We start from the raw sequence: 13,736 nt of genomic DNA on the forward strand, positions 1-13,736 counted from the left end.
AAGGGGGCTCAGTCGGGGCCGAACTCCGTGAGCGCCCGGTCCACGATCGCCTGCAGCTGCTCGTGGTGTGCGCCCCGCCAGTACGCCCGCCCGCACCCCGCGCACTTCGCGAACACGTCGTACGACCGTCGCGTGCCGCCTCGGAGTTGCTCGGCGACCTCGTCCTTCGAGGCCTCCGTGAGCAGTCCGTTGCACGCGGTGCAGCGGGTCCAGGGGTGCAGGTCGGGGGCGAAACGGCCGAGGACGTCCCGTAGTTGTTCGTCCGGTCGGGTGCTGTAGACGAACGCCCCCGCCCACAGCTCGCGGCGGCGCAGCAGGCCCCGGTCCCGGCTGAGCATCACTCGTCGTTCGGCCGCGGATCTCGCCGCGAGCGCGGGGTCGCCGATGTCCAGCGACTCGTACGCCGCGTCGACGCCGAGCAGTCGCAGCCTGCGCGCCAGCGTGCCCAGGTGGACGTCGAGCAGGAATCGCAGCGGGGCCCCCGGCACCGGCTGGGGGCGCTCGACCGCACGCACCTCGACGGAGTCGGCCGGCACGGGCAGATGGGAGACGGTCACCGGGCGGCCGTTCACCACGAGTTCCCCGACCTCGGTCAGCGGGACGCCGAGCGACTCGACGACATGGCCCAGCGTGGAGGAGCCGTCGGTGGCGACGGACGTGGCCCCCGACCGGCGTCCGTGCGGGACGAACACCCGCAGTCCGGGGGCGAATTCGACGTGGATCTCCGGTCCGTTCACCGGGTCAGGATGACATGCGGGGCGGGGCCGTGGCCTCAGGGTTTTCCCGGAGCGAGCCCTTGTTCCAGGATGTCCAGGGCCCGGTCGACGAGGGCGCCGAGGTCGTCCTCGTGCCCGTGCTCGGCCCAGTACAGGGACGCCTCCGTCAGAGCGCCCACCAGGGACATCGCGGCGACGCGCACCTCGAAGCCGTCCGGTGCCCGGCCGGTGCGCTCGCCGATGACCTGGCAGAGCAGCCGACCGGTGCCGGCCATGTTCTCCGTCATCCGGGTGCGCACGGCGGGCACCTCGACCATCAGCCTGGTGCGCAGCCGGGTCGCCTCCTCCTCTTCCGCTGCCTCCGATTCTTCCGAGGCAGGGGCTCCGAGGGCGAGGCCTGTCCTGCACACGTGCCGGAGGGAGTCGAGCCACGGTTCGTCGGCCGGGCGGGCGCGCAGCTCCGCCACCAGGAGCGGGGCGTACTCGTCCGTGAGGACGATGTCCTCCTTGGCCGGAAAGTAGCGAAGGACCGTGGACGGCGACACCTCGGCCCGCTCGGCGATCTGCTCGATCGTCGTCGCGTCGTACCCCTGCTCGCGGATCAGGTCGTACGTCGCGGCACGGATGGCCGTGCGTGTCCTGATCTTCTTGCGCTCACGGAGTCCTGGCCCGGGTCGGGCGGCGGTGGCGGTGGCGGGAGGCGGAGTACGTGCGGCCGTCATGGCGGTCATTGTCGGGCATCGGCTCGGGCCCGTGCCATGTCCGGAGCCGGTGCCGTGTCCTGGCCGGGAGGGCCGCCGCCGGGGAGAGCCTCCGTGGCTATCCGTACTGGTAGGCCACCATCGAGATACCGATGTAGTGCGCGATGAACGCCGCGAGCGTGAACGAGTGGAAGACCTCGTGGAAGCCGAACCAGCGCGGTGACGGGTTGGGGCGCTTGAGTGCGTAGATCACTCCGCCGGCGCTGTAGAGGAGCCCGCCCACGATCACCAGGACCAGGACGGCGATGCCGCCGGCCCGCATGAAGTCGGGGAGGAAGAAGACGGCGGCCCAGCCCATCGCGATGTAACAGGGGGTGTAGAGCCAGCGTGGGGCGCCGATCCAGAAGACCCGGAAGGCGATGCCCGCGAGCGCCGCGATCCAGATGCCCCACAGGAGCCATTTCCCCTTGCTCTCCGGGAGCAGCAGCATCGTCAGCGGTGTGTACGAGCCCGCGATGATCAGGAAGATGTTCGCGTGGTCGAGTCTGCGCAGCACGCCGTCCATGCGCGGGCTCCAGGTGCCGCGGTGGTAGATCGCGCTGACCCCGAACAGCAGGCAGGCCGTCAGGACGAAGATCGCGCAGGCCGCACGGGCCCGGGTCGAGCCGGCGAGGGTCGTCAGGACCAGTCCGGAGACGAGGACCGCCGGGAACATTCCGGCGTGCAGCCAGCCGCGCAGTCTTGGTTTGACGGGGTGCGGCAGGGAGAGCGCTTCGGCGACACGGTCGACGACCGGCGATTCCGCTGAGGCGTCGGGGCTGGGCGCAGTCATGCGATCCATCGTACCTACGGAACCGTAAGTTACGTATCAGCCGACCGTCAGAAGTGCGCCAAGTGGCCAGCGTCTCACGCGGGTGTCCGGCGGCGAGTGGTGATGCTCACGCTGCTCAGGTGTGAGGCCCTCTGGACATATGCGCGGACCCGTCGGATGATCAAATGAGTGCGGTCGGCACCGGATGAGCGCCAGGAAGATCGATATCCACCGAAAAGATCGATAAGGGTCGGTAAAAATCCGTGACGATCGGTCACGATCAGTGAGTATCGGTTACGTGAAGCATCCGGGTCGCAGCCCCCACGGGGCACAAAAAACAAAAACCCCTCATCTAGGAGCGATCGTGGCGCGCGACATCGCGGCTCCCTCTTCTTCCGACACCGTCCCCACCCACCATCAGGAACTGATCTCGTGGGTCAACGAGATCGCCGAACTGACGCAGCCGGACAGTGTGGTCTGGTGTGACGGCTCAGAGGCCGAATACGAGCGACTGAGCGAGGAGCTCGTCCGCAAGGGCACCTTCAAGAAGCTCGACCCGATCAAGCGCCCGAACTCCTACTACGCCGCCTCCGACCCGACCGATGTCGCCCGGGTCGAGGACCGGACGTACATCTGCTCCGAGGACGAGGCGGACGCCGGCCCGACCAACCACTGGAAGGACCCCGCCGAGATGCGGGAGGTCTTCCAGGGCAAGGAGGGCAACGGGGGGATCTTCCGCGGCTCGATGCGCGGCCGGACGATGTACGTGGTGCCGTTCTGCATGGGCCCGCTCGGTTCCGACCTCTCCGCCATCGGCGTCGAGATCACCGACTCGGCGTACGTCGCCGTGTCCATGCGCACCATGACCCGGATGGGCCAGCCGGTCCTGGACGAGCTCGGCTCCGACGGTTTCTTCGTGCGTGCTGTGCACACGCTCGGGGCGCCGCTGGAGGAGGGCGAGGCGGACGTCGCGTGGCCGTGCAACTCCACGAAGTACATCTCCCACTTCCCGGAGACCCGCGAGATCTGGTCGTACGGCTCCGGGTACGGCGGCAACGCGCTGCTCGGCAAGAAGTGCTACGCGCTGCGTATCGCCTCCGTCATGGCCCGGGACGAGGGCTGGCTCGCCGAGCACATGCTCATCCTGAAACTCACGCCGCCGCAGGGGGAGTCGAAGTACGTCGCCGCCGCGTTCCCGAGCGCCTGCGGCAAGACGAACCTCGCGATGCTGGAGCCGACGGTCCGCGGCTGGACCGTCGAGACCATCGGCGACGACATCGCGTGGATGCGCTTCGGCGAGGACGGGCGGCTGTACGCGATCAACCCCGAGGCCGGTTTCTTCGGTGTCGCGCCCGGCACCGGTGAGCACACCAACGCCAACGCGATGAAGACGCTCTGGGGCAACTCCGTCTTCACCAACGTCGCCCTGACCGACGACAACGACATCTGGTGGGAGGGCATGACGGAGGAGACTCCGGCCCACCTCACGGACTGGAAGGGCAACGACTGGACGCCCGAGTCCGGCGTCCCGGCCGCCCACCCGAACGCCCGGTTCACCGTGCCCGCCGCGCAGTGCCCGATCATCGCGCCCGAGTGGGAGGACCCGCGGGGCGTGCCGATCTCGGCGATCCTCTTCGGTGGCCGCCGGGCCACGGCCGTGCCGCTGGTCACCGAGTCCTTCGACTGGAACCACGGTGTCTTCCTCGGGGCGAACGTGGCCTCCGAGAAGACCGCCGCCGCCGAGGGCAAGGTCGGTGAGCTGCGCCGCGACCCGTTCGCGATGCTGCCGTTCTGCGGCTACAACATGGGCGACTACATGGGCCACTGGGTCGATGTCGCCAAGGGCAAGGACCAGGCGAAGCTCCCGAAGATCTACTACGTCAACTGGTTCCGCAAGAACGACGCGGGCAAGTTCGTGTGGCCCGGCTTCGGCGAGAACAGCCGGGTCCTGAAGTGGATCGTGGACCGGCTCGACGGGCGGGCCGAGGGCGTCGAGACGCCGATCGGTGTGTTGCCGGCGAAGGGCGCGCTCGACACGGAGGGTCTCGAACTCTCCGAGTCCGACCTCGACTTCCTGCTCACGGTCGACAAGGAGGTCTGGCGTGAGGAGGCGGCGCTGGTGCCGGAGCATCTGAACACGTTCGGTGAGCACACGCCGGTTGAACTGTGGGACGAGTACCGGGCGCTGGTGAAGCGGCTGGGCTGAGGCCCGTCGTTCGTCCTTTGTCCTCAAGCGCCGGACGGGCTGCAAGATCAGCCCGTCCGGCGTCTTTTAGGGGCGCGGGGAACTGCGCGCCCAGCCACGACGCACCCGCACTCTCACTCGCACATCAGCGTCTGACGTCTCCCTTTCCGCACGCCACGCCGTCCCCGTTACGGTCCAGGCGCAGGGGATCGTCCTTGCCGTTGATCTTCAAGGGGCCGTAGTCGTTGGACTTCAGCCAGGCGCAGCGGGCCGCCGTCGTCTTCTTGACCGCGTCCGGGAAGACCGTCGGGACGCAGACGTTGGCCGAGCCGTAGTGGCGGTCGCAGCCCGCGATGGTCGGGCTGACCTTCGCGGCGGCACGCTTCTTGCCGGGCTTCACGACCTTCCCCTCCAGCGAGTCCGCGAAGGAGTGGACGTGGCCCGAGGCGGCCTCCCCCGAGGCGGCGGCCAGGGCGGACGGGCCCTGGAGGTGGACCCACTTCGCCACCGACGGCACCCCGTTCGCGTCGACCGCGAAGAGCATGTACCAGCCGGGCGGGGCGATGTTCGGGTTGCTCGTGACGTTCAGGTCGACGTTGTTGCCGTCGACGGAGAGCGGCAGGTCCACGAAACGCTGGTTCGGGTCGGAGGAGTGGGTCACCGCGGCCGGGCGGATCAGTTCGGCCCGGGCGATGGGCCGGTCGACCGTGATGCGTTGCGTGTCGCCGTACGTCCATTCGTTGTCGATGACCGAGGTGATCGCCGGACGCGGGCCCTTGAGCAGGTAGGGCGGGGTGTAGACGGACACGTTGTGGTTCCAGCTGCCGTTGCCGGGGTTGTCGCCGGTGGCCATCACGCGGCCGTCGGGGAGCAGGAACGCCGACGAGTGGTAGCCGCGGGCCTCGGGGTCGGCGGCCACCGGGTCGAAGGTGTTCGTCGCCGGGTCGTACAGCGACGACTCGTACACCGGGTCGGCGCGATTGTGCAGGGCGCCGCCGGTCTCCAGGACCTTCCCGTCGGGCAGCAGCACGGCGGAGACGTACATCTTGCCCTGGGCGCCGGTCTGCGGGACCTTGCCGTTGCCGAGGTCGACGGTGCCCTGCGGGAGCGGCGGTCCGGCGACGTACGCCGGGTCGGCGGACTTGAGGTCGATGACGTCGGTCAGCCGGTTCGCGTCGGGGTTCGAGTCGATGTTGCCGCCGCCGATGGTGAGGACCTTCTGGTCCTGGGCCGGGGGCAGCAGCACACTGGCCGACTGGTCGCGTTCGTCCTTGCGTTGCAGGCCGGGCACCTGGGTGGTGGTGTTGGCGTCGTAGTCGTAGATCGCCGAGCCCGTGCCGGGGATGTTGTTGCCGAAGGTGTGGCTGCCCGTGTAGAAGAGGCGGCCGTCCTGCATCAGGACCATCGTCGGGTACAGACCCCAGTACGACCAGGTCTGGTTGACCTGCCACAGCGGCAGCCACTTGTTCTCGGCGTCCGACCAGCGCTCGGCCGTGACGGAGCCGGTCGAGTCCTCCTTCAGCCCGCCGAAGGAGAGCACGTCGCCGTTGCCGAGGATCGTCGCCGACGGATACCAGTGCCCGTCGTTCATGTCGTTGGTCTTGTTGTACGTCTCGGTGACGGGGTCGAAGAGGTACGAGTCCTTGTAGCCCTGGTAGCCGATCGTGCCGTCGGCGGACGGATAGCCCTTGTTGCCGCTCATGACGAGGACACGGCCGTCGTCGAGCTGCACATGGCCCGCGCAGAACATGTCCTTGGGCGTGGGGATCTGCTTGTACGTGCCGTTCACCGGGTTGTAGACCGCGCTGGTGAACGTGCCCGCCTCGAACATCTCCTCGCTGTTGCCGGAGCCCGCGATGAGCAGCACCTTGCCGTTGTTGAGGACGACGGAGTGCATGGAGCGGACCGGGTTCTGCGTGGGCAGCACGTCCCAGCGGCCGTTGGCGCACTGCTCGGCCGTGCCGGTGCACACCGGGTCGGGGATCGGGTCGGCGACCTGGTCCATCGTGTAGTCGTCGGTGGTCACGGAGCCGGTGCCGTAGACGGAGACACCCCAGCTGATGCGGTCGGTGCCCGTGGGGACCTCGGGGGTGCGGACCGTCGCCTCGGACCAGTTGGCGCTGATCGGGAGCGTCTTGAGGTCGGTCCAGTACTGCCAGCCGGCGGTCGTGTCGTGCCGGAAGAGCGTGAGGGAGGTGTCCGGGGTGGTCGACCTGTACCAGAGCCCGAGGTCGTACTGCTTCCCGACGCTCACCACCGGCGCGCATTCGGCGGACTCGGTGATCAGCGCCTTGCGGTCGCCCTCGGTACGGCGGGTCAGCTCGACCTTCATGGCCTTGGAGCCGGTGTGGGCGCCGCCGACGGTGGAGAAGGTGAAGTCGTTGTCGCCCCAGCCGGACTTCTCCCAGCAGTACGGCATGCCGTCGCCGCCCGTGCCCGCGGTCTCGAAGCCCGGGTTCTTCACGAGGTTGGCGGCGGAGGCCGGCTGCGGGACGGAGAGGAGCAGCCCCGAGGTGAGGGCTCCGACGGCGAGCAGGGTGGTGGTACGGCGTCTGTGCCGTACGGGTCGTCCGAACATCAGCTGGGTCTCCTTGCTGTGCGGCTCCTTGCGCGGCGGCTCTTCCCGTCCGCCGCTCCTCCTGTGCGCCCTCCCTTGCGTGGCAGATAGACCAGGGCCTCCGTGCCGGCGAACCGCAGGACGAAGGTCGTCACCAGGGCGAGTGCCGTGGCGGTGAGCGCGCCCAGGCCGAACCGGCCCACGAGCAGCGCGATCAGCGGGATGCGCAGTACGAGGTCGGCGTTGGCGAGGAGCGCGAACCGGCCCGCCCTGTCCCACCAGTGCCGGTGCCGCCGCCGGTCCCGGAAGCAGAGATGCTCGATGAGCAGGAAGTTCCAGGCGACGCCGAACTGGTTGGCGACGATCTCGGCGGGCAGGTAGTGCATCCCGGCGGCCGTCAGCGCCCACAGGCCGAGGAGGTTGGGCAGGAAGCCCGTCGCGCCGATCAGCCCGAAGACCACCATCCGGGCCACCGGCGAGGCCGTGCGCAGTCCGGCGAGGTGCCGCAGGAAGCGGATGCCCTCCCGCGCGGTCGACTTGGACTCCCCCGCGAACCGGTCCTGGAAGACGAACGGCACCTCGGTGACCTGGCGGGGCCGGGCCCGTACCGCCATTTCGAGCAGGATCTTGTAGCCGAGGGGCTTCAGCACGTCCGCGGTGACCGCGCTGCGGCGGATCGCGAAGAAGCCGCTCATCGGGTCGCTGATGCCGCGCAGCCGGTGCGGGAACAGTGTCTTCGTCAGCCAGGTGGCGCCGCGTGAGACGGCGACGCGGTAGCCGCCCGCGAGTCCCTCGCGGCTGCCGCCCTTGATGTAGCGGGAGGCGACGACGAGTCCGGCGGGGGCGCGTTCGCCCGCGGCCACCAACTCGGGTACGAGGGAGGGTGGATGCTGCAGGTCGCCGTCCATGACGACGATCCAGTCGGAGGTCGCCGCCCGGATGCCCTCGACGACGGCCCCGCCGAGCCCGCCGACGGGCTGTTCGCGATGCAGCACTGTCACCGGGTACGGGCAGTCGCGGGCGGCCTCGCGGATCACCTCGGGGGTGTCGTCGGTGGAGTCGTCCACGAAGACGACCTCGCAGGGCAGCCGCGCGGGCACGGAGGCGGTGATCTGCCGCAGCAGCTCGCGGATGTTGGCGGACTCGTTGAAGGTCGGCACGACGACGGTGACCGCGCCCGGCTCGGGGAGCGGGGAGGCCGAGCGCAGTGCCGGGTCGCTCAACTCCCCCGGCAGCTCCCCCGGGACGATGGACCCGTCGATGGACTCGTACGTCATCGGTCGCCGCCTTCCGTGACCGTCGCGCCCGTGGAGCCGGCCGCGTCCGCGGAGCCGGCCGCGTCCGTGGAGCCCGCCGTACTCTCCCTGCTCGCCCGGCTCTCCTCGCCGCCGTTCTCGATCCTTCGGATCTCGATGCGGTCCGGGCCCTCGCCGAAGGTGGCGACGGGTGTCGAGTGCTTCATCGCCTGCTTGACGTTGGGCAGGTCGACGGCGTCGCGCCGTACGGTCGGGGAGGCGACGACGTAGTCGAGGTCGCGCCAGCCGCGCGGCATCGTCTTCGTCACCGCGGGGTCGAGGTCGGCCTTGTAGAACCAGATGACGCCGAGGCCGGGCTGGTAGCCGGCGTGCACGAGGTCGAGCCAGAGCGCGTCGTCGACCAGGACGCGGGTGTCCCGGGGGTCGTCGACCTCGGTGGCCAGCCACTTCGAGGCGGCCCGGTAGGGGGCGTTGGCGTCGGTGGTGGCGGCGGTGCGGGCGCCGTCGTACCAGCGCGGCACGACGTACACGGCCGAGACCGCGACGAGCAGCGCCGCTAGCGCGTACCGGCCGCGGGTGACGTACGGGCTCTCGTCGGCGGTACGCCGTCTGCGCAGCACGCCGTGGGCGACGCTCGCCGCGCCTCCGGCGAGGACCAGTGCGAGGAACGGCAGGGCCTGGATGACGTACATCGCGGGCAGGTAGCCGTTCGGGCGCAGGGCGACCAGGGCGAGGACGGCGACGGTCAGGGCGGGTCCGGCGAGCGCCCGCGCGGTGACCGACCAGCGCCAGGTGACCAGGAGGAGCAGTGCTCCGGCCAGGCCGCCCAGCGGCAGGATGCGGTCGTAGTAGAGCCAGGACCGCAGGACCTCGTACGAGCCGGAGCCCGTGTCGAGGATGAAGCCCGAACCGGGCCTGGTCAGCTGGTATTCGAGGCCGTCCCAGAGCGAGACGTGTCCGGCGCCGGGGAACAGCTCGCCCTTGAGGAGGGCGAAGAGCGGGTACGACATGCCGATCAGGACGCAGGCCGTGACGGCGCCGGTGAGGGCGAACTTGCGGGTGTCGCGGTGGCTGTGGCGCCACATGGTGACGAGCACGGCGGGCAGGACGAAGATCATGGTCTCTTTGGTGAGGACCGCCGCCGCCGCGGCGAGTCCCGCGCCGAAGTGGTGCCAGAGATGGCGGCTCGGGGAGGCGGCGAGGCAGAACGCGAGCAGCGTCCACATCACCGCGATGTTGTCGAGGAAGATCTCGCGCTGGAGGACGACGGACAGCGGCGAGAGCCCGAACAGCAGCAGCGCGAGCGCGGCGGCCCAGCGGGGCAGGGACAGACGGCGGGCCAGTACGTAGACGAGGACCGCGCTCACCGCGCTGACCAGGAGCATCACGATCCGCATCGAGCCGACCGTCATCGACTCGGGGCTGAGCAGGGCCGGGATCCAGGTCAGTACGGCTATCTGTATCCAGCCCAGGGGCGGGTGGTCGTACCAGTACGTGTAGTGGGCGAGGCCGTCGCCCTGCTGCACGGACCAGGCCTGGGCGAGGTAGGTGCCCTCGTCGTCGCTGAGGGTCGGGTAGTCGGCGATGTTCCAGCCCTGCACGGCCATGACGGCCACGAGGAGGACGCCGCACAGGATCAGGTCGGCCTTCGAACGGCGCAGCCGGGGCGGGGCCGTTCGAGGTGTCGAACCGGTTTTGGGGACAGGTGTGCGCTGCGCGGGGACCTCGGTAGCGGTCGCCGCGGGGAGGGTGGAGGTCACGCAGGGACGTCCTCTCGGGACCCGCGGGTCACGGCCGCGGCTTCGGTGGCGGCAGCGGTGTCGGCGCCGGGTGCGGTGGCGGTGACCTCGATGGCGGTGGCGATGTCGGCGCCCTTGCCGAGGTCGTCGCCGAAGTCGTGGCCGCGCTCATGGCCGGTGTCGGTGAGGTGCGCTCCGACGTGGCTGGTCAGCTCCCAGTCGTTGCGGCCCCGCTGCTCGCGCCAGACGGCCCGGACGGCCGCTCCGGCGAGGAGCACCTGGTAGAAGGGGCCGCCGACGACGAGCTTGAGGTAGTGGACGAAGCGGACGCGCAGCCCGTACTGCTTGCCGAAGTCGTGCAGTCCGACGAGTTCGAAGACGAAGGTGACGAACGCGGTGACGGCCGGCAGGAAGGTGATGAAGGCGATGCCGACGGGGACGTCGAGGAAGAGCGCGACGGCCACGTTGAGCGGGATGATCACGCCGGAGATCGCCTGGAGGTACGGGGTCATCAGGGTGTAGCGGGCGAGCAGGCGCTGGCCGAAGCCGGGCAGCTGTTTCCAGTCCTTCTTGCGGTAGACCTGGAGGAATCCCTGGTTCCACCGGGTGCGCTGCTTGAGGAGCGACATCAGGCTGCCGGGTGTCTCCTCCTTGGTCACCATGTCGGAGTCGTACGCGACGACGACCTTCTTGCCGACGCTGGAGAGCCGTACTCCCAGGTCGCAGTCCTCGGCGAGGCAGTCGGGGTCCCAGCCGTCGGCCTCCCACAGGACGTCCGTGCGGACGAAGACGGTGTTGCCGCCCAGCGGGATGAAACCTTTCTGCGCATGGAGGTGGAGCCGCGAGCGGAACCAGAAGAAGTACTCCAGGCAGTTGCGCAGGCTGTACCAGCTGGAGTGGAAGTTGATGAGCTGGACGCCGCCCTGGACGACGTCCGCGCCGGTGGTGCGGAAGGCGTGGTCGACGTGCGCGAGCAGCTCCGGGTGGACCTGGTCCTCGGCGTCGAAGACTCCGACGACGTCGCCGCGGCAGTGCGGCAGCGCCGTGTTCATGGCCTTCGGCTTGTTCTTCTTCTCGTGGGTGTCGACGACCACGCGCACCCGCGGGTCACGGGCCTCGGCGCGCCGGGCCACCTCGGTGGTGTCCGGGTCGTCGTGGCCGACGATCACGATGATCTCGAAGTCGGTGTGGCTGGATTCCAGCAGGCGCTGGATCGTGTGGTCGAGGACGGCCTGTTCGTGTCGCGCGGGCAGCAGCAGCGAGAAGGACACGTGCTCGCCCCCGTCCGGACTGCTGAACCGGGTGGAGGCGAGCACCTCGGGCGTGCGCCACGCGTGCATCTGCCACCACAGGGTGAAAGCAGCCATCCAGAAAAGGGCGAGCGAAACGACAGCGATGAAGACGGACGCCAGCAAAAGATCCCCCCAGATCCCCAGAACCCCCTGTCACGACAGCGCGTTACTCCTGTCGTGTCCGGGACAGAGACTATGGGGATTCTGTGAAGTCCGGGAGGTGTTCTGATAAATAGCGTGTTTCGGAATGCTCGGTGGACTAGTAGGACGTATCCGAACACCTGCGCACATCAACCCTCGGCGTGGCGGGTGTCTCCCCTGCTCAGCGCCCCAGTGCCGCCCGGAGGCGGTCGACGTCGGTCGTCGGGGCGTCACAGGTGAAGTTACGGCAGACATACGCCGTCGGTTCATTGTCGACAAGTGACCGGTGTGCGAGGAGGGGCAGTTCGTCACTGTCCGCAGTGCCCACGGCGACGACCGCGCCGGGTGCGGTGGCGAGCAGGGCGGCGCGGTGCAGTTCCCGGGTGGCCGGATCGTCACCCGGTCCGACGACGGCGACCTCGCGCGGCCCGTCCAACTGGGCCTCGGCGGTGGCCAGTCCCCAGCCGATGAACCGCGGGGCGCGCGGCCCGAGCGCCTTGACCACGCCCAACGCCCGCTCGGCGGCGGTCCGGTGGGGCTCCGAGCCGGTCTGGGCCGCGTAGCTCAGCAGGGCGCCGGCCGCCGCGCTCCAGCCGGAGGGCGTGGCGTTGTCGGTCGGGTCCTGCGGGCGCCGGATGAGCTTCTCGGCGTCGGCCGCCGTGTCGTACAGGGCTCCTGACTTGTCGTCGGTGAACTGCACGAGGACGTGGTCGAGCAGGAAACCGGCGAATTCGAGCCAGACGCCCTCGCCGGTGACCGAGGCCAGCGCGAGGAACCCCTCCGCGACGTCCGCGTAGTCCTCCAGCACCCCCGCGTGCGCGCCGACGCGCCCGTCCTTGCTGGTACGGGCGAGCCGCGCGTGCTCGTCCAGATGGAGCCGTACGAGCAGGTCGGCCGCCGCGAGCGCCGCGTCGACGAGGTCGGGCCTCTCGAAGTACGCGCCGGTCTCGGCCAGCGCGGCGATCGCGAGCCCGTTCCACGCGGCGACGACCTTGTCGTCGCGGCCGGGGGCGGGACGGCCGTCGCGCGCCTCCTTCAGGCGGGCCTTGACGGACTCGATCCGTGCGGCGTCGAACACGCCCTCGCTCTGCGGCAGTTGCAGGACGGAGGCGCCCTCCTCGAAGGTGCCCTCCTCCGTCACGCCGAAGTGGACGGCGGCCAGGCGCGCGTCCTCGTCGCCCAGCACGTCACGCAACTGCTGCGGCGTCCACGCGTAGTACGCGCCCTCGACGTGCTTCCCCGTGCCGTCGTCGCTGTCGGCGTCGAGCGCGGACGCGAACCCGCCCTCGTTCGTGCGCAGTTCGCGGACCATGAAGTCGGCGGTCTCCAGGGCGACCCGGCGGGCCAGGTCCGACCCGGTGGTCCGCCACAGATGCGCGTACACGCGGCACAGCAGCGCGTTGTCGTACAGCATCTTCTCGAAATGGGGCACGACCCACGCCCGGTCGACGGAGTAGCGGGCGAAGCCGCCGCCGAGCTGGTCGTAGATGCCGCCGCGGGCCATGTGCTCGCAGGTGTCGGCGGCCATCTGGAGCGCGCCCTCGGACCCGGTGCGGGCGTGGTGGCGCAGCAGGAACTCGACCGCCATGGACGGCGGGAACTTGGGCGCCCCGCCGAAACCGCCGTGGGTGGCGTCGTACTCGCGGGTGAGCCCGAGCAGCGCCTGCGCGAGCTCGCCCTCGCCGGGCAGTTGCGCGTCGCCGAAGCCGATCTCGCGGCCGGCGAGATCGCGCACGATCTTCCGGGCGACCTCGTCGACCTCGTCCCGCCGTTCGGTCCACGCGCCGCGCACCCCTTCGAGGACCTGCCGGAAGGAGGGGCTGCCGTGGCGGGGCTCGGGCGGGAAGTAGGTGCCGAAGTAGAACGGCTCGGCGTCGGGCGTCAGGAAGACGGTCATGGGCCAGCCGCCCTGGCCGGTCGCGGCCTGCACGGCCTCCATGTACACGGCGTCGACGTCGGGGCGCTCCTCGCGGTCGACCTTGACGTTCACGAAGTGCGTGTTGAGGTAGTCGGCGGTCCGCTCGTCCTCGAACGACTCGTGCGCCATGACATGACACCAGTGGCAACTGCTGTAACCGACGCTCAGCAGTACCGGTTTCCCCGTCCGACGCGCCTCCTCGAAGGCCTCGCCCGACCAGGGCCACCAGTCGACGGGATTGTCGGCATGCTGCAGAAGATAGGGGGACGTCTCGTGGGCCAGTCGGTTCGCCATGGGGTCCATCCTGCCGCAGGGGGTGGGGGGCGGCGGGGATCGGAGGGGGCGCGCGGCGGGCGCGGTGGTGCCGGGGGGGCGGCGGGCGCGACGCGAGCACGCCGGACGCCACAGGCGCCCCGCAGG

The 13,736-nt window shown here is 69.9% G+C and carries 9 protein-coding genes; 1 reads left to right on the forward strand and 8 read right to left on the reverse strand.

The features are described 5' to 3' along the window. Positions 1 to 8: 8 nt before the first annotated feature. The 3 genes from J8N05_RS00980 to trhA all read right to left on the reverse strand — a co-directional run bounded on the left by J8N05_RS00980 (position 9) and on the right by trhA (position 2,249). Complete coding sequence (locus J8N05_RS00980; RefSeq protein WP_210880601.1) at positions 9 to 737, reverse strand: Mut7-C ubiquitin/RNAse domain-containing protein; 729 nt, start codon at positions 735 to 737, stop codon at positions 9 to 11. A 35-nt stretch (positions 738 to 772) separates the two neighbouring features. Next, positions 773 to 1,438 (reverse strand): TetR/AcrR family transcriptional regulator, encoded by a 666-nt coding sequence (locus J8N05_RS00985; protein ID WP_247706095.1) that lies wholly within the window; start codon positions 1,436 to 1,438, stop codon positions 773 to 775. Positions 1,439 to 1,535: 97 nt separating this feature from the next. Continuing rightward, complete coding sequence (gene trhA / locus J8N05_RS00990; RefSeq protein WP_210880603.1) at positions 1,536 to 2,249, reverse strand: PAQR family membrane homeostasis protein TrhA; 714 nt, start codon at positions 2,247 to 2,249, stop codon at positions 1,536 to 1,538. A 343-nt stretch (positions 2,250 to 2,592) separates the two neighbouring features. Here trhA and J8N05_RS00995 point away from each other — a divergent pair, with 343 nt between their 5' ends. Beyond that, complete coding sequence (locus tag J8N05_RS00995) at positions 2,593 to 4,434, forward strand: phosphoenolpyruvate carboxykinase (GTP) (protein WP_210880604.1); 1,842 nt, start codon at positions 2,593 to 2,595, stop codon at positions 4,432 to 4,434. A 124-nt stretch (positions 4,435 to 4,558) separates the two neighbouring features. Here J8N05_RS00995 and J8N05_RS01000 read toward each other — a convergent pair whose 3' ends face one another. The 5 genes from J8N05_RS01000 to J8N05_RS01020 form a co-directional block, all read right to left on the reverse strand. Continuing rightward, positions 4,559 to 6,991 carry a galactose oxidase-like domain-containing protein gene (locus tag J8N05_RS01000; RefSeq protein ID WP_210880605.1) on the reverse strand — a complete coding sequence of 811 codons (2,433 nt, stop codon included), beginning with the start codon at positions 6,989 to 6,991 and terminating at the stop codon, positions 4,559 to 4,561. Next, positions 6,991 to 8,247 (reverse strand): glycosyltransferase, encoded by a 1,257-nt coding sequence (locus J8N05_RS01005; protein WP_210880606.1) that lies wholly within the window; start codon positions 8,245 to 8,247, stop codon positions 6,991 to 6,993. Before J8N05_RS01005 ends, J8N05_RS01000 begins: the two co-directional genes overlap by 1 nt. Further along, positions 8,244 to 9,986, reverse strand: a complete 1,743-nt coding sequence (locus tag J8N05_RS01010; protein ID WP_210880607.1) for an ArnT family glycosyltransferase — start codon at positions 9,984 to 9,986, stop codon at positions 8,244 to 8,246. Before J8N05_RS01010 ends, J8N05_RS01005 begins: the two co-directional genes overlap by 4 nt. Then, positions 9,983 to 11,380, reverse strand: coding sequence for a glycosyltransferase (locus J8N05_RS01015; RefSeq protein WP_247706096.1), 1,398 nt, complete (start codon positions 11,378 to 11,380; stop codon positions 9,983 to 9,985). Before J8N05_RS01015 ends, J8N05_RS01010 begins: the two co-directional genes overlap by 4 nt. A 199-nt stretch (positions 11,381 to 11,579) precedes the next feature. Beyond that, entirely contained in the window at positions 11,580 to 13,610 is a 2,031-nt protein-coding gene (locus J8N05_RS01020; protein WP_210880608.1) for a thioredoxin domain-containing protein, read from the reverse strand. Positions 13,611 to 13,736: the final 126 nt, after the last annotated feature.

Origin of the sequence: Streptomyces liliiviolaceus, assembly GCF_018070025.1 — a bacterium.
GTDB lineage: Bacteria > Actinomycetota > Actinomycetes > Streptomycetales > Streptomycetaceae > Streptomyces > Streptomyces liliiviolaceus.